At 35.0% G+C, this 23874-nt stretch carries 22 protein-coding genes; 11 read left to right on the forward strand and 11 right to left on the reverse strand.

The window, feature by feature from the left end; genetic code table 11:
• The first annotated feature begins 134 nt into the window (after positions 1-134).
• Positions 135-1679 carry a hypothetical protein gene (locus ACLMCG_RS02105; protein WP_413958607.1) on the forward strand — a complete coding sequence of 515 codons (1545 nt, stop codon included), beginning with the start codon at positions 135-137 and terminating at the stop codon, positions 1677-1679.
• 274 nt (positions 1680-1953) lie between these two features.
• On the opposite strand, the gene ACLMCG_RS02110 is transcribed toward ACLMCG_RS02105, so the two are convergent.
• Complete coding sequence (locus ACLMCG_RS02110; RefSeq protein ID WP_413958608.1) at positions 1954-2928, reverse strand: dipeptidase; 975 nt, start codon at positions 2926-2928, stop codon at positions 1954-1956.
• Between the two features lie 441 nt (positions 2929-3369).
• Between ACLMCG_RS02110 and thrS the strand changes: the two genes are divergently transcribed.
• Positions 3370-5289 (forward strand): threonine--tRNA ligase, encoded by a 1920-nt coding sequence (thrS, locus tag ACLMCG_RS02115; protein WP_223598655.1) that lies wholly within the window; start codon positions 3370-3372, stop codon positions 5287-5289.
• 173 nt (positions 5290-5462) lie between these two features.
• Positions 5463-5963, forward strand: a complete 501-nt coding sequence (infC, locus tag ACLMCG_RS02120; RefSeq protein WP_185114236.1) for a translation initiation factor IF-3 — start codon at positions 5463-5465, stop codon at positions 5961-5963.
• A 94-nt stretch (positions 5964-6057) separates the two neighbouring features.
• On the opposite strand, the gene ACLMCG_RS02125 is transcribed toward infC, so the two are convergent.
• Positions 6058-6621: a hypothetical protein gene (locus tag ACLMCG_RS02125; protein ID WP_413958609.1), complete on the reverse strand. Its 564-nt coding sequence runs from the start codon at positions 6619-6621 to the stop codon at positions 6058-6060.
• Between the two features lie 161 nt (positions 6622-6782).
• Here ACLMCG_RS02125 and ACLMCG_RS02130 point away from each other — a divergent pair, with 161 nt between their 5' ends.
• Positions 6783-7856 carry a resolvase gene (locus tag ACLMCG_RS02130; RefSeq protein ID WP_413958610.1) on the forward strand — a complete coding sequence of 358 codons (1074 nt, stop codon included), beginning with the start codon at positions 6783-6785 and terminating at the stop codon, positions 7854-7856.
• A gap of 83 nt (positions 7857-7939) precedes the next feature.
• Complete coding sequence (locus ACLMCG_RS02135; protein WP_223598659.1) at positions 7940-8506, forward strand: hypothetical protein; 567 nt, start codon at positions 7940-7942, stop codon at positions 8504-8506.
• An 81-nt stretch (positions 8507-8587) separates the two neighbouring features.
• Here the strand turns inward: ACLMCG_RS02135 and ACLMCG_RS02140 are convergent, their stop codons facing one another.
• The 4 genes from ACLMCG_RS02140 to ACLMCG_RS02155 all read right to left on the reverse strand — a co-directional run bounded on the left by ACLMCG_RS02140 (position 8588) and on the right by ACLMCG_RS02155 (position 14653).
• Entirely contained in the window at positions 8588-9217 is a 630-nt protein-coding gene (locus ACLMCG_RS02140; RefSeq protein WP_413958611.1) for a response regulator, read from the reverse strand.
• Between the two features lie 2 nt (positions 9218-9219).
• Positions 9220-11427, reverse strand: coding sequence for an ATP-binding protein (locus ACLMCG_RS02145; protein ID WP_413958612.1), 2208 nt, complete (start codon positions 11425-11427; stop codon positions 9220-9222).
• Positions 11428-11488: 61 nt separating this feature from the next.
• Complete coding sequence (locus ACLMCG_RS02150; protein WP_413958613.1) at positions 11489-13957, reverse strand: tetratricopeptide repeat protein; 2469 nt, start codon at positions 13955-13957, stop codon at positions 11489-11491.
• Between the two features lie 453 nt (positions 13958-14410).
• Positions 14411-14653 (reverse strand): hypothetical protein, encoded by a 243-nt coding sequence (locus ACLMCG_RS02155; protein ID WP_413958614.1) that lies wholly within the window; start codon positions 14651-14653, stop codon positions 14411-14413.
• Between the two features lie 415 nt (positions 14654-15068).
• Here ACLMCG_RS02155 and ACLMCG_RS02160 point away from each other — a divergent pair, with 415 nt between their 5' ends.
• From ACLMCG_RS02160 to ACLMCG_RS02185, 6 genes are all read left to right on the forward strand, one after another.
• The gene (locus ACLMCG_RS02160) at positions 15069-15629 is read left to right on the forward strand and encodes a hypothetical protein (RefSeq protein WP_413958615.1); all 561 of its coding nucleotides are present in this window, start codon (positions 15069-15071) and stop codon (positions 15627-15629) included.
• Positions 15630-15804: 175 nt separating this feature from the next.
• Entirely contained in the window at positions 15805-16002 is a 198-nt protein-coding gene (rpmI, locus tag ACLMCG_RS02165; protein ID WP_002979658.1) for a 50S ribosomal protein L35, read from the forward strand.
• Positions 16003-16120: 118 nt separating this feature from the next.
• Entirely contained in the window at positions 16121-16465 is a 345-nt protein-coding gene (gene rplT, locus ACLMCG_RS02170; protein ID WP_034694451.1) for a 50S ribosomal protein L20, read from the forward strand.
• A 381-nt stretch (positions 16466-16846) separates the two neighbouring features.
• Positions 16847-18028 (forward strand): M28 family peptidase, encoded by a 1182-nt coding sequence (locus ACLMCG_RS02175; RefSeq protein ID WP_413958616.1) that lies wholly within the window; start codon positions 16847-16849, stop codon positions 18026-18028.
• Positions 18029-18090: 62 nt separating this feature from the next.
• Entirely contained in the window at positions 18091-19266 is a 1176-nt protein-coding gene (locus ACLMCG_RS02180) for a M28 family peptidase (RefSeq protein ID WP_414136854.1), read from the forward strand.
• Positions 19267-19479: 213 nt separating this feature from the next.
• Positions 19480-20649, forward strand: coding sequence for a M28 family peptidase (locus ACLMCG_RS02185; RefSeq protein WP_413958618.1), 1170 nt, complete (start codon positions 19480-19482; stop codon positions 20647-20649).
• Between the two features lie 74 nt (positions 20650-20723).
• Here the strand turns inward: ACLMCG_RS02185 and ACLMCG_RS02190 are convergent, their stop codons facing one another.
• The 5 genes from ACLMCG_RS02190 to hisH all read right to left on the reverse strand — a co-directional run bounded on the left by ACLMCG_RS02190 (position 20724) and on the right by hisH (position 23872).
• A complete protein-coding gene (locus ACLMCG_RS02190) occupies positions 20724-21146 on the reverse strand; it encodes a hypothetical protein (protein WP_413958619.1) in 423 nt (140 codons plus the stop codon).
• Positions 21147-21239: 93 nt separating this feature from the next.
• The gene (gene hisIE / locus ACLMCG_RS02195; RefSeq protein ID WP_413958620.1) at positions 21240-21827 is read right to left on the reverse strand and encodes a bifunctional phosphoribosyl-AMP cyclohydrolase/phosphoribosyl-ATP diphosphatase HisIE; all 588 of its coding nucleotides are present in this window, start codon (positions 21825-21827) and stop codon (positions 21240-21242) included.
• On the reverse strand, positions 21824-22576 hold the full coding sequence (gene hisF / locus ACLMCG_RS02200) for an imidazole glycerol phosphate synthase subunit HisF (protein WP_413958621.1): 753 nt from the start codon (positions 22574-22576) through the stop codon (positions 21824-21826). The genes hisIE and hisF overlap by 4 nt, the downstream gene beginning before the upstream one ends.
• Positions 22569-23291 (reverse strand): 1-(5-phosphoribosyl)-5-[(5-phosphoribosylamino)methylideneamino]imidazole-4-carboxamide isomerase, encoded by a 723-nt coding sequence (gene hisA, locus ACLMCG_RS02205; RefSeq protein ID WP_413959407.1) that lies wholly within the window; start codon positions 23289-23291, stop codon positions 22569-22571. The genes hisF and hisA overlap by 8 nt, the downstream gene beginning before the upstream one ends.
• A 2-nt stretch (positions 23292-23293) precedes the next feature.
• Entirely contained in the window at positions 23294-23872 is a 579-nt protein-coding gene (gene hisH / locus ACLMCG_RS02210; RefSeq protein ID WP_413958622.1) for an imidazole glycerol phosphate synthase subunit HisH, read from the reverse strand.
• Positions 23873-23874 lie beyond the last annotated feature (2 nt).

Below are 23874 nucleotides of genomic sequence, written 5' to 3' on the forward strand. Positions count from 1 at the left end.
ACTTAATTTTGGTTCAAAACTACGGGTTGCAATATTTTTTCATTTTCACTTTTTCTGAAAATTACAATACTCAACCGTTGAAAAAACAATCATATCCATTTATTAATCAGTATTTTAATTTATAAAAATTTACAATGGCAGAATTGCAGAAAGATTTTTTGTTTGTATTGGTAAAGTCATTGACCACCTCTGAAAAACGACAGTTTAAGTTGTATGTAAACCGTCTCGGAATTAATGTAGATGCTAAATTTCTATTGTTATTTTCTGAAATGGACAAGATGAAGGAATATGATGAAAATATAATTATTGAGAAAAAAATCTCTACCAAACAACAGCTTTCCAACCTTAAAGCCCATCTTTACAAACAGATTCTTGTAAGCCTCCGTATGAACCCGAGTCATCAGAACTACAGAATTCAGCTTCGTGAACAGTTGGATTTTGCTAATATTCTGTATCAGAAAGGACTTTACAAGCAGGCTCTGAAGATACTTGACAAAACCAAACAGTCTGCATTGGAACTGGATGAAAAAAGTATTGCTTCTGAAATTATAGACCTTGAAAAAGTAATTGAATCACAATTCATTACCCGAAGTATTGAAGGTCGTGCCGAAGAACTTATCAAGCAATCTCAGGAAATAAGCAAACAGAACCGTTATACCACAAAACTGTCCAATCTTTCTCTGAAATTATACAGTGAAATGCTTACTCACGGCTATGTAAAAAATGATGCAGACCGACAGGAAGTGATGGATGTTTTTAATGCCCAGATTAAAAACATAAACCCAGAAAAGCTAAACTTCACAGAAAAACTCTGGTATTATAAAGCTCATGTCTGGAAAAACCAGCTTTTACAGGACTATAAATATACCTTGAAATATGCTTATCAGTGGGTAGATCTGTTTCATAAAAAGCCTGAAATGATCTACAGCCACCCGGTTTGGTACATTAAAGGGAATACTTATCTGCTGAAAATTCTGTTTTTGTATGGAAATATTGATATTCTCGAAGAGCATTTTGAAAATTTCAATAAAATGGTACATGCAGAGAATTTTGTGCAGAATGAAAATCTTCAGTCTCTTATTTTTCTTACCCATTACAATACACTGATGAATATTCACTTTGTAAAAGGGGAATTTTTCACAGGAACCAAGCTAATTCCTGAAGTGGAATTAAAAATGGAAAAACTCAGAGAAAGAATAGATGAGCACCATTTTATGATTCTCTATCTGAAAATGGCCGCTATGTTCTTCGGCAGTAAAATGTTTGACAAATCTATTGAGTATTCTATGAGAGTCATAGAATCCAAAGGAAATGTACAGGAAGATCTGCTGTTTCACACCAGAATTCTGATCTTAATGGCAAAATATGAATCAGGAAATGATGAAGATTATGATGAATTTATTGCTTCCACTTTAAAGTTTGCTAAAAAAATGAAAAAGCCGGAAGAGTTCCATTTTGAAAGCATTCAGTTTTTCAAGAACCAGAATAATCAAGTACCGGACCAGAGACAGAAAACCTTTGAAGCCTTTGATAAAAAGCTGGAAGAGTATTCCAATAATGAATACTATAGACGTTCATTATTCTATATTGATATTCATGGATGGATTAAATCTAAAGTCCAGAATGTAGATGTGATCGAGATTATTAAGCAAAAAGTTAAATATAAAAGAAAACATTAAATAAAAATACACAAACACTTAATTTACAAAACATTATTGAGTTTACCTCATGTGAAATAAAACACCCAATAAGTTGTTTTATTTTTAATATACTCTCACAGATTTAGTATTAACAGGTCACTCCTCTGGAGCTTTACTTTTACGGGGAATTAATTTTTTTTCTATTAACAGTAGATTCTGATGGGATTAAATCCAGCTCCGGAGGAGCTAACAGTTAATAGGAGTATTTGTTTTAAAATGATAGCTCCAGAGGAGCGACCTGTTAATTATGATTTTATTTATACATATTCTTTATAAAGTTCAAAGCATTTTTATGACTGATTTTTTCAACCAGCTCCGATGAAAATCGTTCTTCAATTTCTTTATTGACCGCCGGATATACTGAAGCATTGGAATGTTCAGGAAAGAAAAAAGGATGACGGGATTTGTCCGGGTGATCTTTCCAGTAGAAATAATCTGCACCATAGGCTATGCTGTCTTCTCCACCCAGATCCAGCCCATATTGAATATGCTCATAGAGTCTTTCGGGATGTTCAATATCAACATAATCTTTGATAAAATTCAGGCCAATCAATCCTTTTCTGGAAATCACTTCTTTCGCCAGTTCATCAGGAAGGTTTCTATTATTTTTGTAAACAGTTCTGTAGTTGGAGTGGCTTGCCAGAATAGGAATTGAATAATTTCTTTGATCGATATAAGTGAAAATATCATAAGCAAGCTGATCACTTGTGTGGGCTAAATCAATGGCGATTTTCCGGTCAGAAATATAGTCGATCAGCACTTTTCCATCATCTTTTAATCCCGCTGTAGCATTATTTCCGCCTCCAAAACGGTTTTCCAGGTGATGGGTTATTCCAATATAAAAGACTTTTTCAGTGTTTTCAATAATGGTCTCCAGATTTTTGAATCCGGATTCCAGACTTTGGTTTTCATCGCAGAAAGCAGATGCATTTTCAATAGAAGCAATGACTCCTACCCGGTTTTTATTTTCCAGAGCGTTGAAATTATCATGATTAAAAAGGAAAAAATTCTCGTTCTTGATCAATTTTGAAAACAATTTGCTTTGTTCCAGTCCGTGAGTTGTGCTATTAGCTCCTGTTCCCGCATACATCACCATCACCTGAAGTTTTACATTTCCATCCTGTAAATAAGGCAGCGAACAACCTAGTTCTTTATCATCAAGCGCTGAATCTGATCTTAGAAGATAATATAGAAGATCACAATGTAAATCAATGTTTATCCTATTCATAGGGATTGTAATTTTTGAAATTTAATATTTATTGGATTCTAATTGAATATGGATATTGTATTTCAGAGATTTATAAAACCATCTTATTTTCAATTATTAAAACTTTTATTATTGCATCAATATCCTGTATTCATCGGATTAAGATATTACTTTTAATCTTCTGAAACTTATATTTTTATTCTTTTTATAAGATTTAAAATTTCTATTGCTTTTTTTGTAATCTATTTAAAAACAAAACCAGGAAAGTGATGAATTCCAGTTCTGTTAAGGTCATAAAAGTAATAAAATTCTTTCTTGGGAACACCATAATATAAACTCTATAACTCCCAAACGTTAAAAATCTTTCTATTTTCGATATTAATTCTCATTCTAAATACAGATGGATATAGTATTTTATCTAAAAATTCCGTATTTTTGCCTCTTAAAATTTCTTAGTAAACAATGATAAAAATTACACTTCCAGACAATAGTGTCAAAGAATTCGAGGGAGCAGTGACTCCTCTAGATGTGGCAAAATCTATAAGCGAGGGATTGGCTAGAAACACCATTTCCGCAATTGTTAATGACAAACAAGTAGAAACAACCACACCTATAACCACGGATTCTACGGTACAGCTTTTGACCTGGAATGACGATCTTGGAAAGAAGGCTTTCTGGCACTCTTCTGCCCACCTTTTGGCGCAGGCTATCCTTGATTTTTATCCTAATGCTAAGTTGACCATTGGTCCAGCTATCGAAAGCGGATTCTACTATGACGTAGATTTCGGGGATGAAAGCTTATCTGAAAAAGATTTTGAAAAGATTGAGAAAAAGATCTTAGAAAATGCGAAGAAAGGTTCTACCTTCTCTCTTTATCCGGTTTCTAAAGAAGATGCTTTAAAAACATACGCAGACAATCCGTACAAAGTGGAACTGATCTCTAATCTTAATGATGGAGAAATTACTTTTGTAACGCACGATAACTTCACAGATTTATGTCGTGGTGGTCACATTCCGAATACTGGAATTGTAAAGGCGGTTAAAATTTTAAATGCAGCCGGAGCTTACTGGAGAGGTAATGAAAAGAACCCTCAATTGACAAGAGTATATGGTATTTCTTTCCCTAAACAGAAAGATCTTACTGAATATCTTGAAAGATTAGAAGAAGCTAAAAGAAGAGACCACAGAAAATTAGGTAAAGAACTTGGAATTTTTGCATTCTCTGAAAAAGTAGGCGCTGGGTTGCCGCTTTGGTTACCAAAAGGAACTGCTTTAAGAAGAAAACTTGAAAATTTCCTTTCTGATGCTCAGAAAAAAGGAGGTTATGAATTTGTAATGTCTCCACACATCGGGGCAAAAGAATTGTATGTAACTTCAGGACACTGGGATAAATATGGGGAAGACAGCTTCCAGCCGATTAAAACTCCGAATGAAGGGGAAGAATTTTTGCTGAAACCAATGAACTGTCCTCACCACTGTGAAATTTACAAAACTTCACAATGGAGCTACAGAGATTTACCAAAAAGATATGCAGAATTTGGTACGGTATACAGATATGAGCAAAGTGGAGAACTTCACGGTTTAACGAGAGTTCGTGGATTTACTCAGGATGATGCTCACCTTTTCTGTACTCCGGATCAGCTTTCTGAAGAATTTGAAAAGGTAATTGATCTTACCCTTTATGTATTCAAATCTTTAGGGTTTGAAGATTTTGTAACTCAGGTTTCTTTGAGAGATCCTGAAAACAAACAAAAGTATATCGGTTCTGATGAAAACTGGGAGAAAGCAGAAAGTGCCATCATCAATGCAGCTCAGAAGAAAGGATTAAAAACAGTTGTGGAATACGGTGAAGCGGCATTCTACGGTCCTAAGCTTGACTTCATGGTGAAAGATGCTTTAGGAAGAAAATGGCAGCTGGGAACAATCCAGGTAGATTATAACCTTCCTGAAAGATTTGATCTTCATTATATCGGAAATGATAATGAAAAACACAGACCGGTAATGATCCACAGAGCACCATTTGGTTCTATGGAGCGTTTCATTGCTATTTTGTTGGAAAACACTGCAGGTGATTTCCCATTATGGCTAAGCCCGGATCAGTTTATTATTCTACCGATCAGTGAAAAATATGTAGATTATTCAAAAAAAGTTTCACAATTTTTGGAAAATCACGATATTAGCGGTCAGATTGACGACAGAAACGAGAAGACAGGTAAAAAGATCCGTGATGCTGAATTGAACAAAATTCCTTTCATGCTTGTCGTAGGAGAAAATGAAGAAAATGAAGGCACGATTTCTGTAAGAAGACGTGGAGAAGGAGATCTTGGAGTCATGAAAATGGAAGATTTCGTTGCTTACTTTAAAAAAGAAGCAGCCATATAAATTTAAAATTAAAAGATTGAAGGATTCAAGAGTTAATACAATAACAGAATCTTTCAATTTTTAAATATTTGAATCAATTAAATTAAGTAATTAACCAATAAAATTATAATACAATAGCACAAAGATTTAACAACAGGGGCCCACAAAGACGTCCGGTACAAGAGGACTTACACTTGATCAACGATAAAATTCGTGTGAGAGAGCTTCGTTTGGTGGGCGATAACGTAGAGCCAGGAATTTATCCAATTGACAAAGCAAGACAGATTGCTGCAGATCAGGAATTGGATTTAGTAGTAATTTCTGATAAAGCAGAACCTTTTATTGCAAGAGTATTAGAATATAAGAAATTCTTATACGAGCAAAAGAAAAAACAAAAGGAACTTAAGGCTAAGCAAGTAAAAGTGGTAGTAAAAGAGATCCGTTTCGGACCTCAGACTGACGACCACGATTACGAATTCAAAAAGAAGCATGCTGAAAAATTCCTTGAAGAAGGTTCTAAATTAAAGACCTACGTATTTTTTAAAGGACGTTCGATTATCTTTAAGGACCAGGGAGAAATTTTGCTTTTAAAACTTGCTCAGGAACTAGAGCACGTAGGAAAAGTAGACCAGCTTCCTAAACTTGAAGGAAAAAGGATGATTATGATGATGAGTCCTAAAAAACCAGCAAAATAATTAAGTCATTATTTTAATATAAAAAAACCTCAAATTACTTTGAGGTTTTTTTATGCTTTAATCTTAAGAAGAGAATGCCATACTACTCTGCCGTCTATCCTTCAAAATCACCACAATCATGCTCTGTGAAAAGAGGTAAAGCTTTTTCGGTCGTAAAATATTTGGATATTCTTTTGTTTTTTAATTCCAGTTTTTTGCCTTCTATTACGAGTTCATAAACGGGTGCTTTATCTATTTGGGTTAAAATATAGGTTCTTTCCGGTGTTTTAAAAACAGTTTTGTTTCCTTCATTAGAGTATGAAAAATCATCAATTATAAAAGTATCTTTTTCATCACAGACATTCGTCCATCTGATTTGCTTCTTTGTTATAGACAGGCTTGTCAGATCGCATGAATAACAGTTCCCGGAGAACTCTATACCATATTTATCATGTACATTGGTACTTTTACTATTCAACAAATCAATAGGAACTAATGTTGAAAAATCACCTGGTATTTCTAATGTTGCCGGATCAATCTTCACTGGTTCTGGTTTAGATGCTGCAATTTCTTTTTTGGTGTCCGGAGAGGTATTTTTTTCCACTTTTTTGTCTGTAGCGGGTGAACAGGATGCCAGTAAAGCAGTCACCACTGAAAGGCTGATTATTAAGTTTTTCATGTTGATAAAAGTAAATTACAATATTGGGTTTGTCGTTTTGTAAAATTGTCCAAATTCTGCCACTTCATATATCCCTGTTTTCAGCCATTTATTGCCCATATTCAGGCGTTTTTGTTGGCTGCTGGTCCGAATACCAATACATTTGCCCCAAAATATAATAAATGAAAGTCATCAATCAAATCTTTATATCGTCAATGATGGTTCTTGCAGGATGCAATCAACAGAATAAAACATCAGAGAGTAACAAATCCGAAACTGAAGTTAAGCAAAAAACAATAACATTATCTGATTTCAAAAAAATAAAAGGTGTGGATAATGTTCAGGAAGTACCATTTCAATTATTTACCAAGCTGGATTCTATACAGTTTTTTGTAACGCCGAGTAAAGATGCCGCTCATTTGAAAATGGTTTATAATAAACTTGATAATTACTATGGATTTGAAGAGTTTGAAGACTTCTATTCTATCCATTACAGCATTAATAACAATATTTCGAACAGTATTGAAGCATTTGTCCTGAAATCAGAATTCACTCCGGCATATGAGCTTACTTTAAAGGGTTTGGATCTCTATGAGATCAGAAGCAGTACATTTAAACAATCTGATGATTTTAAGAATAAATCTTTTAAGAAATTTGGAACTATTACTGAGATTTCAGAACAGGAATTTAAAACCAGTTCAAAAAATAGAATCAACGAAACATTGGTAAAAAATCCAAATATACAACTGCAGGCAGATAACTGGGTATACAAAGAAAATGGCAGAAAAGAAGTGATTACACAACATGAAAGCATCTCTACAGAAACGGGGCCGCTTGCCAATGAATATGTAGGAAGATCACCTTACTTAAACCTGGAAGTATTCAAAGAAAATTCTGATGAAGTTGTAGATTCCTATTATTCCTTTTTCAATATAAAAAACGCAGTTATGTTTGAACTGAGTACAGAAGGCTATCCACAAATCCTTCCTTCCAAAGGCTGGGTTACCTTTGTTTCATCCAATAATGATGTGGGGAGTAATTTTGTGATTTCCAAATATTTTCCACAAACCAAAAAACAGGACAATCTTTTGTATGTGAATTTCACTAACTTCAAAATAGCAGATGATAAAAAAGCATTCTGGACAGATCATGATACTTTTTATGCAGAAGTCTACCCACTTAATTCCGCTTCGGCTAATGGTAAAAAGCAGAAAACGGCTTATATAAAAATCCAGTTGAAGGCTGATCTGTTTTAGGATAAATTAAAAAACCCCTGAAATCAGCCAGTGTTTATGGGAATAAAGTCCAATATCTTTGCTGCAATATTTAAAGAGATACAATGAAAAAATTAAGTTTGACCTTCCTTTTTTGTTTATTAAGTTTTATGACTTTCGCGCAATCGCTGAAAGTGGTTATTAAGCAGGACGGAAAAGTGATTGAGCCTGTGAATGATGTTTATGAGCTGAAAAAATCCACTTTCCAATTTGAGATTACATCTACCAACCTGGAAGGATTTTTAATAGGTGCCACTACGAATAAAGATATCTATGCAGGAGCTCTGGGCGTTTTGAATATGGATGTGCCATGGTTTCAGAATACAGGTATGGCAGAAGAGCTATATAATAAGGACAAAGAGATGTTTCTGATGGATTCTGCACCATCGTACTGGTACTATACAGATGCGAAGGATCACAGATTTGATAAAAACCCTAAAGGTAATGCCAAACAATGGACAGCTACCCGTACTATTACAAGGTTTTATGATATCATGGTAGATCAGCCCATCAATCTGAAAGATTTTGACGGCAGCGTTTTTATGCTGATGTATCAGCCTGAATATAATGATGAATATGATTTAATAGGAAAGAAAAACCTGTTTCAGGCTGCGTTGAAATTCAAAGACTAAGAGAACACACCCGATTATTTGATTATATAAAAAAAGGTCTGCTTTTACGATGTAAGCAGGCCTTTTTGTTGGATGAATATGTTATTCGATCACCAAACCGTATTCTATAGCCAGCTTAATGGCAGAACTAAGATTAGAGGTTTGAAATTTTTCAATAAGATTTTTTCTGTGGCTTTCAACCGTGTGCGGGCTGATAAAGAGCTTTTCTGCCATTTGATTGGTTGTAAGTCCTTTTGCTGCCTCGGCTAAAATTTCCTTTTCTCTTCGGGTCAGTTTCGGGACATGATTTAATCCATCTGCAGATTTTTTTTCCAGAACAGATCTGGTTTGTGAGCATAAAAATCGGTTACCGGCATTTACGGCTGTAATTCCTTCAAGGATTTCGGAAACTGAAGCATTTTTCTGAATGTATCCCAAAGCACCTTCAGCCAAAGTACTGTTAATAACAGGCAGTTCATTGTGAACGCTGAGAATGATAATCTGAAGGTTACTGTACTTTTTCTTTAAAGGCTTTATCAGCTCGATGCTGTTGATATCTGCCAGATTGATGTCCAGCAGTAAAATATCAACTGCTTGTTTTGCCAGACCTGCATTCATTTCTGAAACGTTTTTGAAACAGTCTACAACATCTATCGTATCGCTGTTTCCTAAAATATTTTTCAGTCCTTCCAAGAGAAGTGGGTGATCATCTGTTATGGCTACTTTTATCATGCTTAATGAATAGGAATTTGAAGTTCTATACTGGTACCAATATTCAGTTCGGAGGTGATATTCATTGTTCCTTTTAAAAATTGGACTCTTAATTCTATGTTGTGAAAACCTGCTGTTTTTCTCACATCCAGGTTTGTATGATCGAAGCCTTTACCATTATCTTCTACCGTAAGGTTTAACAGATTTTCTTCTTCGCTTACCTGAACAATAATCTCTGAAGTCTCGGCATGTTTTATCGCGTTATTTACCAATTCCTGAATGATTCTGTAGATAATCAGCTGCTTTTCCTTTGATATTGAATTGCTGTAATTGATAAATTCGGTATGGATTTCTAATACGTTATTGGATATACGGGAAGCAAACTCCTGAATGGCTACTTCCAATCCATATTTCGTTAATAAATCAGGCATTAAATTATGTGCTACTCTTCTTAACTCTTCTACAGCTCCATCAATTTGCTCAATCGATTTTGAAATTCCTTCTTCTATATTTTCGGACTGATGAGGATTTAAATAAGACAACTGATGTTTCGTTCCTGAAAGCAAACCTCCCAATCCGTCATGAAGATCACGGGCAAGGCGGCCGCGTTCCTGCTCCTGCCCTTCAAGCAATGCGGTAAGCGTAGATATTTTTGAATTTTGTTTCTCTTGTTCCATGGCTAAAGCATGCAGCTCGTCTCTTCGTTTAATAGACTTTGCACGCTGTTTATAGGCATAAAGCAATAAGAGAATCAGAACAATGAAAAAGATAATAAAAAAGATGTAGTACGTATTGATCTTTTCCTTGAATGCCAACAGTTTTTTAAAGTTGTTGATATCGTTATTTTTCTGCTGGGTTTCCAGTTTTGCCAAACGAAGCTGCTGTTCTTTTTTCTCTGATTCAAGTTCTGAAAATTTCAGTCGCTCACGCTGGTTTTCTTCTACCAGTTTTAGGTTGTTGTAGACCTGCTCACGCTGTGCACGCAAAATGTTAATCAACTTAATTTCCTGTGCTTTTTTGTCACTTTCCAGTTGTAATTTGATGTATTTCTGCTCCTGTCGTTCTTTATCAAACTGCGATTCTAATCTTTTGGTAATATCCAGTTTTTCCTGATCGTAAACACTTTTGTATTGATCAACATAGCTTTTATAATAAGTCAGTGCTTCTTTGTAATTCCCTTGCTCTTCACTGATTCTGGATAAAGACTCAAGAATAGACAGTTCAATATTATGATCTCTCACCGGACTTTTTCCAATTTCCATAGAGGCTTTTAGAAAATAAGATTTGGCTAAATCATAACTCTTATTCTGCAGCGCCAGTTCTGCCAGAATCCCAAACGAAGAAGCGATATGAATGGCATCACCGGTTTCCAGACTTACTTTATTGGCAAGCTGGGCATATTGCATCGCCTTATCACTGTCAAATTCTGTATATAAATTGGCTAAATTAATGGCCGCATAAGAAAGACTGCTTCTGTTAAGCATCCTGTCTTTATTTTTGTTGAAAGTCGCAATAGCCTGCAGATAATACTGCTCTGTTTTATCTCTTAACTCTGTATTTGATGGATTTTGAATGTATTTTTGTTCATACACATACCCCATTCGCATATAGGCATCGAAGATAAGATTTGGATCATTTTGCCTGGATGCCAGCAACAGAAACTGTTTACTATATTTTTCTTCCAGCTGGTATTCATTGAGATTAGAATAAATAGTGGATAATTCTTTTGCTACATTGCCAAATCTCCCGTACAGCGTAGAAGTTGTTGGTGAGTTTTCGTAATAATCAATCGCTTTAAGGTAAGCGGCAACAGCATCGGTCGTTTTATTATTACGGGTAAGGATCCAGCCTCTTGCATATTGTACATAACCTTTTGCTTCATTACTATTCGTTTTTAAGCTATAGGCATTTGCCATGTCAAGACTTTTTGAAGACTCCGCTGTTTTATTATCCAGCCGATAGTTCATGGCTTGCACCGCGTATAAAATTGTAGCATACTTTCCGTCTGTCTGTCTTACAGCAATGGAAATATTGGTTTCTAAAATCTGATAAGATTTAGGTTTAAGGTTATGAAAAAATAAGGCAGTCACGTATTTGGGAGCCAAGTTGAGCTGTTCTGCCGTATTGCTTGATGCATGATTGTATTCTCTTTCTAATTTGCTTAAAACATCCTGCGCCTGAACAAAAAACGGACAAATAAGTAAAATAAATATAAATAATAACCTGTGCATCAAACCCTTATCTTTATTAAATTGCATTCCATTAAGGAACGTAAATATAGGTAAATCCCTGCTAATCTATCTCGAAACCATGTCTTTCGGCAAAAGATCTCCATTTCTGAAATTTCTTTTCGTTTTTAAAGGCCGGATCTTCACCATAGTAATGCAGTAAACGTTGAGTAGCATATTCGTAGGCACTGTAAGCATTGGCCTGTTCAAAGTACTTAATGGCTTTCTTCACATCTGTTTTTACACCCATACCGAGTTCGTAGATAATACCATAATAAATACCTGAATATGACTGATCATAGTCTTTCTTTAAGTATACCAAAAGGTTTTTATAATCTCTGAACTGGTAATAGATTTCTGAAATTTTATCGTAATTATAGGAGTATTTTTTTTCGGCTTTCTGATAAAAATCCAAGGCTTTATTGTAATCCTGAAGCACATGTTCTCCAAAATAATACAAATCACCCAGGTTGACAAGTGCCATTTCGTCACCAAGCTCAGCACTTTTTCCGTATGCCTGAATTGCTTTTTTGATGTTAAAAGAATACCCTATTCCGTTGTGATACAAAGCCCCGATATTGTTCCAGGCTACAGGATGGTTTTGTTGTGCTGCTTTTTCGTAACAGAAGATTCCTTTTTGTGGATCAAACAGTGATTCTATTTCAGGATCGGTAAGCAGTATTCCTATTTCTACCAGGCTGTCTGTGTCACCTTTTTGAGCAGATAATTCAAACAAACGAAGGGCTTCATGGTAATTTTGATTTTCTTTTGCGTCAAAAGCCATTTTTTTAATGGTTCCGACTTCCATGAACTGTTCGGCGCTTTTACCTGCCTGACTTTTCCAACGGTTATAAAAGGAAGTAAAGTATTCCAAATCTTTTCCCCGGAACGAATACCGGTCCAGATAAATGGCTCCATATTCGGAAACCTCTACCCTATGAATACTTCTGTCTTCATCCATTCTAAACATATTTTCATCCTGATACAGAAACAACAGACCTTCTTCTGTTCTATAATTCAAAGGATTGGAAATATAATTGTATAATTGGGCTGACAGACCATTCTCAAAATCAAACAATTGATACCCTTCATTTTTTTGAATAGATAAAAATCCATTTTCCACATAATGAATTTGTTTAATTTCCGATTGGGGAACGATTAACCAACTTTCATTGTCTGCATCAAAAAGTCCTGATCCTGTTTGGGTTTCCAGAATAAAGACATTGTTTTTGTATCCGGCATTGGATTGTGCCTTTACCTTAATAATAGATTCATTTTCTAAAAGAAACTGATGTTTTAAAGTGTGATACATCTGCCAGTTTTTATCTTTACGAACAGCAAGAGTTTCAAAATTATCAATTAAAATCAGCTGATCTGCTTCGTCAATGATAAGGTTTCCTTTTTCATCTATTAATTTTCCTTTTTTATCAAATTTGTTTGGTTTAATCCAGAAACAGGTACTTGTTTTTACGATACTTCCTTCTAAAAAATCACCCAGATAGTTTCCTTCTTTCGTATAATATTTACGCTTGCCGGTTCCTTTTTGTTTGGTGAAAAACAACTCGGGAAAATAATCGTATTCATAAGGGCTTTCGCTTTCTATAGGGATAATAAGTCCATTTTCATCACTGTAAATTCCAAACTTCCCGTTATTCTCTACGCCTAATAATCCATAGGCTACTCTTTCAATAGCATCATAGCCGGGAGGAACCATCCAGGTGTTTGAATAGATTTTTAAAATTCCTGATTTTCCATTCACTTTTACTTCGCCTAAAGGCTCCTGCGCAAAATCAAATACATCAAAGGCTTCTTCATACACCGGAGAAACCCATTCTTTTCCGTTACTTTGCAGATAACCGAATAAACTATCTTTTTGAATCACAGATATACTGTAATTATAGTCTGCTTCAAAAATATCATCATAAATGGCTGGGGCTAAAATATTCCCTTTTATATCCTTCAAGCCAAATTTTCTATCTTCTTCAAATATGGAGGATGCGGCTTTTTTATAAGCAAGTTCCTCAAAATAGCCCAATCCGTAATCAATCCAGTCGGTTTGTAAAATTTCGAGAAATGAGGAATATCCTGTCTGCGAGAACAGGGAATCCAGCAACGAAAGATTTTGAGTTTTTACAGCCTTTTTATAGAGTTTGCTTTTCTGTTGAATTTCCACCAGCCATTCCTTTGCCTGTACCTTATGCTTTTCTTCGTTCATATTGAAAACATCCGTTGCATTCAATACAAAAGAGTCATAAGGCAAAGCTTCCAGGAACTCAAACATTTTATTAACAGGCTCGTAGTAAGCTTTCTTGTAATGCAGCTGGTAAGTATCTGCCAGCAGGTTGAAAAAGTAACGCAACTGAACAATTCCCTGGTTTTTATCTGAAAAAAACTCAACGCCTTCCACTTTGATGTCTTCTGCCAGCAGAGGATACAGCAATAATGGAATTTCGTAGTTCCACTCGCCCAGATAGGTATCGAATGTCTGATTCGATTTTTGATCGTAATTATATAAATAAATCCGGTGTGCCATTCATTAAATTTTATCCGTCGGAAAGCAGTAAAACGTTTTCCGGTTACAGGGATTGTTATTGAAATTAAATATTAGTATTTTGTGAAGCTGTCATCTGTAATTTGTTATTAAGTATTCTTGCAGCTGGTGTACGTTACCAAAAGATACTCAGCCCTATTACTTTTACAGCTTCTTCTTCACTCAATTTTATTTGGCTAGTGTTTTTACCCATTCGTTTTAGTGTTTGCTCGAAATAAGAATTTATTTGTTAATTGGGCGTGAAAAAGAAAGCTATAAAAGTTATAAAAATATTTATATAAGTAAATGTGAATGACTTTAAATCACGAGGTTCTTCATCGGATTAGTTTAATATTTTTCCGGATTAAAGGTAATAAAAGGGGTTGCATGAAAATATCCCTGATAACAGTGGTTTTTAGTTTATTTATTTTTTTAGAATATACTCCATCACATTTTTTAAGGCCTGTAGACTTCAGCCTGTTCAAATAGTATCATATAACAATAAAATGCGGTTAAGACTACTCCAATAAGCCCGGAAATAAGAAATCCGAAGATATAATATCGTCCCGTTTTATTTTTCTTTAGTATAGAATTGATAATAAAAATGATGAGCGTACATAAAAATCCTGTTCCGAAAAACAGAATCAAAACAGCAATAAACAACGCTCTTTCCAGGTGTAAATCTGCAGATGACAGCATAATATAATTTAGTTTATAATGAAATCTTATTCATCGTATTCAGCAATATTAGAGAGAATTGAAGAACACTGCAATCCCGATTATCAGCTATATTTTAAAGTAGATATCACCTTTCAAAGGTTACCAAATATATTATCTGCAAATTTCAAATAATACTGAGGTTTATATTCCTCTATACTTTTAAAATATTAATGATGTATTATTTATTTACATTTTGTCAATCATAATTCCATCACACTATTATATTATAAAACTACAATCTGTTCTATTATGATTGTTTTACAAATAAACACTAAATAGTGTGTTAAATAAAATTAAAAAATACCGTAAATAAACATTTACATTAAATATTAAATTCTTTAATATGTGAATTATATTAGAAAACTATTATATTTGCCTCGTCAAAAAATAACCTATGAAATTAAAATTATTGACTTTTTTAAGTCTTTCGATGCTATTAGCATCTTGTGCTCAGGACGAAAATCGTGATAATACAATGCCTGCCGAAAAGAAGATTGGTGTACAAAAAAATAACACTTCCCGCATTGGAAATCTTACGACTGTAGAACTCTTACAGGAAGTATATAATCCTTCGGTATTAAATGCAGGGGAAGCCATTACTTTGGTGCAAAACGACAGAAAATATCAACTCATCATGCAGCCTGATAATAATCTGGTGCTATATATGACAAGATTTGGGCACACTTCTGCATTATGGAGTTCCAACTCTTATTCTGCCCTTGGCGGTATAACGCAACTTATTGCACAAAATGACGGAAATATGGTCATTTATAGAAATGGAATTCCTCTATGGAACACCAATAAAACGGTTAACTTTTATGTGAATGATCCGCACATGAAGCTTCAGCTTTTCTCCAGGTCCGGAACACTGATTACTCCAGGATTCAGAATGAAATTTGTTCTGGGAGGAAATAATCAAAATATAAATGATGTCTTCGAGGTGGATTTCAATTAAAAATTAGACTTATTACTTAACCGTTTCTTTGAAACGGTTTTTTATTGATATGATAAAATCAAGATTATAACCCGTTGAATTGATTTTTTTCGTATCTTTGCGCACTATTATTCCTAATGTCTTTAGGAGTAACCAAAACAGATATTGATAACAAAAACAATAAAAAAGCAGAACAATGCCAAAATTAAAAACGAAATCAGGTGCTAAGAAACGTTTTGCTCTTACCGGATCTGGTAAGATCAAAAGAAAAAACGCTTACAAAAGCCACATCTTAACTAAGAAAGAAACTAAGCAGAAGAGAAATCTTACTACTACTTCTTACGTAGCTAAAGTGGACGAGAAAAGCGTACAACGTCAATTAGCAATTAAGTAGTTTTTATAAATCTATATTCGGTTTATAAGAATTCAAACAAATTCAACATTTTAACCCTGAAACGGTGCAAATAAGAGTAACATCAGTTGCCGCCCTTTTCAAAAAAACAATTTAAATTATGCCAAGATCAGTAAATGCCGTAGCTTCAAGAGCTCGCAGAAAGAAAATTTTTAAGCAAGCTAAAGGTTTTTTCGGTAGAAGAAAGAACGTTTGGACTGTAGCTAAAAACGCGGTAGAAAAAGCAATGCAATATGCTTACCGTGGTAGAAAAGAGAAAAAGAGAAACTTCAGAGCACTTTGGATCACTCGTATCAACGCGGGAACCAGAGAGCACGGAATGTCTTACTCTCAATTTATGGGAGCTCTTAAAAAGAACAACATCGAACTTAACAGAAAAGTTTTAGCAGATTTAGCAATGAATCACCCTGAAGCTTTCAAAGCTGTTGTAGATCAAGTAAAATAATGTAGAATAGATTTTGTTATCAATATAAGTCCCGGGTTTTTCCCGGGATTTTTTTTGCTTTATACTTTTCAATTCTGTGTGTTTTCAAGTTGAAATTCAGTTTCAGTTACTTCAGATTTCAGAGGCATTTGATATATCATTAATAAAATTCATCTAATCATAAAGTAGAATACTGAATTTTCAACATAAAATATTTAAAATAACAGAAAAATATACATTAAAACCAATTCATTAAATGAACATCAGCCTAACATAACAATAAACTGTATAAAAAGTTATATTATTATTAAAAAACTAATTAATTACATTAAAACAGATTTAATTATTAATAATAAATCATGATTTATTGCTATATTTACAATCTCTAAATAAAATATCAAAATGAAAAGAGCTGCAGTTTTTTTGCTGACTTCCATTGCACTGCAAAATATGGGTGCACAGAGTTTTATTCAGGCTTATAAAAACCGGGCTGATATGGTCACGCAAGCCAATATCAATACCAACCTTCAGGAATTTGCAGGCTTTGGAATAAAAAAAACAGGGACAACAGCTAATAATAATGCGCTGGACTGGCTAAAAAACAAATACCTGTCTTATGGATATACAGCCAATGATTTCTCTGAAGATGCTTTCACCTATGGAGGCAATGCATCAAAAAACCTGATCATCACCAAAACCGGTACTTTGTACCCTAACAAATATGTTATTATCTGCGGGCATTACGACACCATCGTAGGACCTGGGGTAAGCGACAATGGCAGTGGAACTTCTATCATCCTTGAGGCGGCAAGAATTCTGAAAGATATTCCAACAGAGTATTCTATTAAGTTTATCCATTTTTCCGGAGAAGAACAAGGTTTGGTGGGAAGTAATCATTATGTAAACAATGTAGCATACCAGGGAGGTACAAAAGTTCTGGATATAAAGCTGGTTTTAAATATTGACCAAGTTGGAGGTCTTATAGGAAATAATAACAATACCATCACCTGCGAAAGAGATACAGGAGGAATGTCTTCCAATAACGCAGCATCTAATACTATGACTCAGGAATTGATGACATGTACAACCCTCTACTCTCCTCTGCAAACCAATCTTTCTTATGCTTACAGCTCAGATTATATGCCTTTTGAAGCTAAAGGATATACAATTACAGGGTTTTATGAGTATATCAAAAGTAATAATGAGCACACTGTAAGTGATACCTATGCCAATATCGACCCTGTATATGTTTTCAATGTAGGAAAAGCGGCTGTGGGAGCATTACAGCATTTTGCCGTTGCCACAACATCAAGTAATCTTTTGAGCACCCATGAGACCACAGCACAGAAGCCAGCAGAAGAAATCAGAATTTATCCCAATCCTGCAAAAGATCTTATAACGGTAGAATTTCAGCAAGAAGTAACATCATTCAAAGTTGAGATTAATGACATGGTAGGAAATATAGTTTTAAATGCTGAAAACGAAAAAAAAATAAACACATCCGGTCTTACAAACGGAGTTTATATGGTTACTATCAAAACGGATAAAGGAAATACAACAAAGAAAATAATCATTAATAAATAATGTCAGACTTGAGATACAGATGAATGTTAGATTTATCTGTACTTCAGTATTACAATCATAAAATGAAGAAAATCGCTACTTTTTTACTGGCTTCCATCGTCATGCAAAGTCTTGGAGCTCAAAATTTCATTCAGGCTTATCAGGACAGAGCGAATATGGTAACCCAGACCAATATAACAACTTACCTTCAGGAGTTTGCCAATTTAGGAGTAAAAAAAACGGGTACAGCAGCAAACAATAACGCTCTTGAATGGCTTAAGACCAAATACCTTTCCTATGGGTATACTGCCAGCCAGATGGCAGAAGATCCTTTTACTGCAGGAAGTTATAATTCTAAAAACCTGGTGATTACGAAGACAGGAACTGTGTATCCTAATAAATATGTTATTATCTGCGGCCATTTCGACAGTATTACCGGTTCGGGAGTCAATGATAACGGAAGCGGAACTTCTATTATTCTTGAAGCAGCCAGAATCCTGAAAGATGTACCAACGGAATATTCTATAAAATTTATACATTTTTCCGGAGAAGAACAGGGACTTCTGGGAAGTACTCATTATGCCAATACGGTAGCATATCAGGGAAGTAACCGTGTTTTGGATATCAAACTTGTCTTTAATCTGGATCAGGTGGGCGGTGTGATGGGAAATAACAACAATACAGTTTACTGTGATCAGGATCTCGGTGGGCTTACCTCCAATAATGCCGCTTCTGCTGTTGTGACTCAGGAATTAAGAAACTGCACAGCACTTTATTCACCTCTTCTGACTGCTGTAGATCCGGCTGAAGATACAGATTATATTCCTTTTGAGCAGAAAGGCGAAGTGATCACAGGATTTTTTGAAAGAATCAGAAGTACATATCCGCATACAGTAAATGATACTTTTGCCAATACGGATCCCGTGTACATTTATAATATAGGAAAAGCATCTGTGGGGGCACTTCAGCATTTTGCTGTTGCTACGGGTACATTGGGTACGCATGAAGCTGTGGTAAAAAATACATTGGAAACTGTAAAAATTTATCCAAATCCGGTAAAGGATATCATCAATATTGAACTTCCTGATTCCGGAATTAAGAATTTTACTTTTGAAGTGACCGATTTCCAGGGAAGATCTATTTTCAAGAAAACAAATGAAACAAAAATCAATGCTTCGGGATTGGAAAATGGCGCTTATCTTGGAATTTTAAAAGCTGGAGATCAGACTGTGGTAAGAAAAGTGATGATTGAAAGATAATTTGCATTGCATATCATAAATTATAAAACCTTTGAAGCTGTTCAAAGGTTTTTACTTTTCAGATAACTGCACATATTAAGTATCTGCAACACATCAACGTCTTTCAATGCGAAATCTATTGATAACATAGTAAAAATTTCATTTTATTTTAAAACATTAAACACTTCTTTGTGATTTATTTACTACATTCGTGTTACCAAAATAATATCATATATGAAAAAATTTACAACAGTTTTATGCACTGCACTGATGATGCAGAGTATAGGGGCGCAAAGTTTTATCCAGGCTTATAAAGACAGAGCGGATATGGTTACCCAGGCCAACATTACTACAAATCTTCAGGAATTCAGTAATTTAGGAGTGAAAACTACAGGTTCAGTAGCCAACACCAATACATTGAACTGGATTAAAAACAAGTATCTTTCTTATGGTTATACTGCCAGCCAGATTGTAGAAAGTCCGTTTACTTTCGGAAGCACCAGTTCTAAAAACCTGATTATAACTAAAACAGGAACACTCTATCCCAACAAATATGTTATTATCTGCGGGCATTTTGACACCATTTATGGCCCTGGAGTGAATGATAACGGAAGCGGAACTTCTATTATCCTTGAAGCGGCAAGAATTCTAAGAAATGTTCCGACTGAGTATTCCATCAAATTTATCCATTTTTCCGGTGAAGAACAAGGATTAAAAGGAAGCAGTCACTATGTAAATAATGTGGTGTATCAGGGAGGTGTACGAAAATTAGATATAAAGCTGGTCTTTAATCTTGACCAGGTAGGCGGAGTAAAAGGAAACAACAATAATACAGTGTATTGTGATGAAGATCAGGGAGGTCTTTCCAGCAATAATGCAGCTTCTGCAGCAGTAACTCAACAGCTGAGAAACTGTACAGCACTCTACTCTCCTCTTCAGACTGCCGTAGATCCGGCTGAAGACACAGATTATATTCCTTTTGAACAGAAAGGTGAAGTGATTACGGGATTTTTTGAAAGAATCAGAAGCACTTATCCTCACAGCTCCAAAGATACTTTCACCAATATGGACCCTGTCTATGTTTATAATATTGGAAAGGCTACTGTGGGAGCTTTACAGCACTTTGCAACAGCTTCCACTACACTGAGCAAACCAGCATCTAAAAACGCTCTAGAAACAGCAAAAATCTATCCCAATCCCGCCAGCAATGTTCTCAACATTGAAATCCCGGATTCTAAAGAAACAAACTTCAGTTTTGAACTCAGTAATTCTATGGGAAGATCAATACTGAAAACAACTAATGAAAGAAAGATTGATGTTTCCAGCCTTCAAAACGGAGTGTATATTGGAGTTTTAAAAGTAGGAGATCAGATTCTTGTTAAAAATATCATGATTGAAAGATAAAACATCTTCATATTCAGAATAAAGAAAACAGCAGGGGACTCTCCTGCTGTTTTGTATTTCCAAGGTACCTCATTTTACTTTAAACAGTCATTTTGTAATGCTAATTCTTTAATTTTAGAAATTATATCTTCATCATTAATAAATCCAGCTCTGATATCTGTTAGTAATTCTTCTAATGTTATTTTATAATGATCTGCTTTATTATATGATAAAAAACCTATTATTTCATCAAAAGCACTGTCATAGTCTTTTAATTTACAATAAGATAGATATTTAATTTGAGAAGCTAATTCATTTTTAGGATTTTTTTGCAGTAATCTATCAGCAATTTCGATTGCCCAATCATACTCTTCTAAATTAAACCAACAATTTGACATGAATAACAACCTGTAGTTCTCAGACTTTAAGGATAAAACATTTAATGTCTCTAAAATAGTAAGTGCTGGGATGTACTGTCCTCCATCCATCAAATTTTTAGCTTTTTGTAGGGGAGTCATGAGTTAAAAGATTAGTCTATTTTTTAAAATTAAAAACATTTTTTCATTTTGAAGAAGTACAAATTTCTTTTTCCTATCAAATATTCAAAGGTTTTATTTATTTCTGTTTTGAAGAATCTCCTCTATCTCTTCCATTGAAAACCCTTTCGCTTTTAATAAAATCAAGAAGTGATACAGCAAATCTGCGGCTTCATTTTTAAAAAGGTCTTCATTATTGTCCTTCGCTTCTATTACCAGCTCTACGGCCTCCTCACCTACTTTTTGAGCCATTTTATTGATTCCTCTCTGATATAATGAGTAAGTATATGAGTCTTCAGTCTTCATATCTATTCTTTGAGATATTTTCTCTTCCAGCTCATACAGAAACCCTTTTGCATTTTTTTCACCGAAACAACTGAAGCTTCCCGTGTGACAAACTACATTTTTTGGAACAGCTTTAATTAAAATGGTATCCTGATCGCAGTCTATATTAATACTTTTTACCGTTAAAAAATTACCTGACTCTTCCCCTTTGGTCCACAATCTGTTTTTGGAACGGCTGAAAAAGGTAACAATGCCTTCTTTTTTTGTTTTTTCAAAGGCTTCTTCATTCATGTAGCCCAGCATCAGCACCTGCAATGTTCTGCTGTCCTGAATGACCACCGGAACAAGGCCGTTATCTTTATTAAAATCTATTTTCATCGTACTTCAATTTTTTGAGTTTTTAACTGTTGTTTTAAATCCTGAATCCCTATTTCATTAAAATGGAATATACTGGCTGCCAATGCTCCTGTAGCCTTTGTTTCATTAAATACTTTAACAAAATCATTTACAGCACCAGCTCCTCCTGAGGCAATCACCGGAATACTGACCGCTTCAGAAACCAGCTTTGTGACCCTGAGATCAAACCCATTTTTAGTGCCATCACCATCCATCGAAGTCAGCAGAATTTCTCCTGCTCCCAAACGCGCTGCTTCCTGTGCCCATTCTATAGTAGTAAGCTCAGTGGCTTCTCTTCCTCCTTTGATATGCACAAGATCAAGATCACCAACCTGCTTTGTATCAATAGCTACCACAACACATTGGCTTCCGAATTCTTTAGCCAGATCAGAAATAAGTGCCGGATTTTTTACAGCCGAAGAGTTGATGCTGATCTTGTCTGCACCCGCTTCCAAAAGCTTCCCGACATCTTCTACAGATGATATCCCACCTCCTACTGTAAAAGGAATACTAAGCTCTTTGGCAATATCTTTTACCAGCTCTACAAATGTTTTTCTATCTTCAATAGTTGCCGTAATATCCAAAAAAACAAGCTCATCAGCACCTTCCTGTTCATACTTTTTGGCCAATTCAACCGGATCGCCTGCATTTTTAAGGTCTTCAAAATTGACTCCCTTTACTGTAGATCCATCTTTAATATCCAGACATGGAATGATTCTTTTCTTAAGCATTTTCAATAAAGTTTTGAAGTTGTTGCAGGCTTATTTTACCCTCATAAATTGCTTTTCCGATAATTGTCCCGGCACAGCCGATATCTTTCATTTTATAGACATCAGCGATGCCTGAAATGCCTCCGCTTGCTACGAGCTGAACAGATGTTTTATATAAAATCTCAATATACAGTCCTGTGGACGGGCCTTCCAGCATCCCATCCTTTGAAATATCGGTACATATTGCTGTCTGCATTCCTTTTTCCTGATACTGAAGAATAAAATCAACAATATCATGATTGCTTTCTTCCAGCCAGCCGGAAGTTTTAATCTTCCTGTTTTCACAGTCTGCCCCCAGAATAATTTTCCCGGAACCGTATTTTTCCAGCATTTTGAAACAGAATTCAGGGTCCTGAACAGCAATACTGCCCAAAGTAATCTGCTTTGCTCCGGAATTAAAAGCCGTTTCAATATCTTCCTGAGTTTTTAACCCTCCTCCAAAATCAATATGCAGTGAAGTTGAAGCAGCGATATTTCCCAAAACCTTTTGATTGACAATATGTTTCGATTTCGCCCCGTCAAGATCCACTAAATGAAGATATTGAATCCCAAAGCTTTCAAATTCTTTTGCCACTTCTACAGGATCTTCATTGTATATTTTTTTTGTACTGTAATCTCCTTTTGACAGACGGACACATTTCCCGTCGATAATATCTATAGCCGGAATTATTTTCATCATTATAAATTTATAAAGTTTCTGACAATCTGATTTCCCACTATTCCTGATTTTTCAGGGTGAAACTGCACTGCATAGAAATTATCTTTCTGCAAAGAAGCACTGAATGGCAGGATGTAATCACAAACAGATGTTGTAAAGTCTGAAAGCTCACAATAATAGCTGTGAACAAAATACACATCATTATTCTTTTCTATCCCTGAAAATAATGGCGATGTCTGTTCTGAAAGCGTATTCCAACCCATATGCGGAACAATATCCTTTGCCGGAAATTTTCTGACATTGATATCAAAAATCCCCATTCCTTCGGTATCTCCTTCTTCATTTCCTTTACACATCAGCTGCATTCCTAAGCATATTCCTAAAACAGGCTGTGTAAGGCCAGGAATCAAAAGATCAAGTTCTTTTTCCTTTAACAGTTTCATCGTTGAAGAAGCCTCTCCAACGCCGGGAAAGATCACTTTATCAGCTTTTAAAATCTGTTCAGGGTCATCTGTGATCACAGAATCAATATTCAACCTGTTGAGTGCATTCTGAACAGAATTGACGTTTCCTCCGTTGTATTTTATTATGGCAATCATAT

The organism is Chryseobacterium sp. S90 (assembly GCF_047444895.1).
Taxonomy (GTDB): domain Bacteria; phylum Bacteroidota; class Bacteroidia; order Flavobacteriales; family Weeksellaceae; genus Chryseobacterium.

What these genes read in the sequence shown, in the direction of transcription:
- ACLMCG_RS02105 (WP_413958607.1), top strand. Translation starts at nt 135, where the DNA reads ATGGCAGAATTGCAGAAAGATTTTTTGTTTGTATTGGTAAAGTCATTG.
- ACLMCG_RS02110 (WP_413958608.1), bottom strand. Translation starts at nt 2,928, where the DNA reads ATGAATAGGATAAACATTGATTTACATTGTGATCTTCTATATTATCTT.
- thrS (WP_223598655.1), top strand. Translation starts at nt 3,370, where the DNA reads ATGATAAAAATTACACTTCCAGACAATAGTGTCAAAGAATTCGAGGGA.
- ACLMCG_RS02125 (WP_413958609.1), bottom strand. Translation starts at nt 6,621, where the DNA reads ATGAAAAACTTAATAATCAGCCTTTCAGTGGTGACTGCTTTACTGGCA.
- ACLMCG_RS02130 (WP_413958610.1), top strand. Translation starts at nt 6,783, where the DNA reads ATGAAAGTCATCAATCAAATCTTTATATCGTCAATGATGGTTCTTGCA.
- ACLMCG_RS02135 (WP_223598659.1), top strand. Translation starts at nt 7,940, where the DNA reads ATGAAAAAATTAAGTTTGACCTTCCTTTTTTGTTTATTAAGTTTTATG.
- ACLMCG_RS02140 (WP_413958611.1), bottom strand. Translation starts at nt 9,217, where the DNA reads ATGATAAAAGTAGCCATAACAGATGATCACCCACTTCTCTTGGAAGGA.
- ACLMCG_RS02145 (WP_413958612.1), bottom strand. Translation starts at nt 11,427, where the DNA reads ATGCACAGGTTATTATTTATATTTATTTTACTTATTTGTCCGTTTTTT.
- ACLMCG_RS02150 (WP_413958613.1), bottom strand. Translation starts at nt 13,957, where the DNA reads ATGGCACACCGGATTTATTTATATAATTACGATCAAAAATCGAATCAG.
- ACLMCG_RS02155 (WP_413958614.1), bottom strand. Translation starts at nt 14,653, where the DNA reads ATGCTGTCATCTGCAGATTTACACCTGGAAAGAGCGTTGTTTATTGCT.
- ACLMCG_RS02160 (WP_413958615.1), top strand. Translation starts at nt 15,069, where the DNA reads ATGAAATTAAAATTATTGACTTTTTTAAGTCTTTCGATGCTATTAGCA.
- rpmI (WP_002979658.1), top strand. Translation starts at nt 15,805, where the DNA reads ATGCCAAAATTAAAAACGAAATCAGGTGCTAAGAAACGTTTTGCTCTT.
- rplT (WP_034694451.1), top strand. Translation starts at nt 16,121, where the DNA reads ATGCCAAGATCAGTAAATGCCGTAGCTTCAAGAGCTCGCAGAAAGAAA.
- ACLMCG_RS02175 (WP_413958616.1), top strand. Translation starts at nt 16,847, where the DNA reads ATGAAAAGAGCTGCAGTTTTTTTGCTGACTTCCATTGCACTGCAAAAT.
- ACLMCG_RS02180 (WP_414136854.1), top strand. Translation starts at nt 18,091, where the DNA reads ATGAAGAAAATCGCTACTTTTTTACTGGCTTCCATCGTCATGCAAAGT.
- ACLMCG_RS02185 (WP_413958618.1), top strand. Translation starts at nt 19,480, where the DNA reads ATGAAAAAATTTACAACAGTTTTATGCACTGCACTGATGATGCAGAGT.
- ACLMCG_RS02190 (WP_413958619.1), bottom strand. Translation starts at nt 21,146, where the DNA reads ATGACTCCCCTACAAAAAGCTAAAAATTTGATGGATGGAGGACAGTAC.
- hisIE (WP_413958620.1), bottom strand. Translation starts at nt 21,827, where the DNA reads ATGAAAATAGATTTTAATAAAGATAACGGCCTTGTTCCGGTGGTCATT.
- hisF (WP_413958621.1), bottom strand. Translation starts at nt 22,576, where the DNA reads ATGCTTAAGAAAAGAATCATTCCATGTCTGGATATTAAAGATGGATCT.
- hisA (WP_413959407.1), bottom strand. Translation starts at nt 23,291, where the DNA reads ATGAAAATAATTCCGGCTATAGATATTATCGACGGGAAATGTGTCCGT.
- hisH (WP_413958622.1), bottom strand. Translation starts at nt 23,872, where the DNA reads ATGATTGCCATAATAAAATACAACGGAGGAAACGTCAATTCTGTTCAG.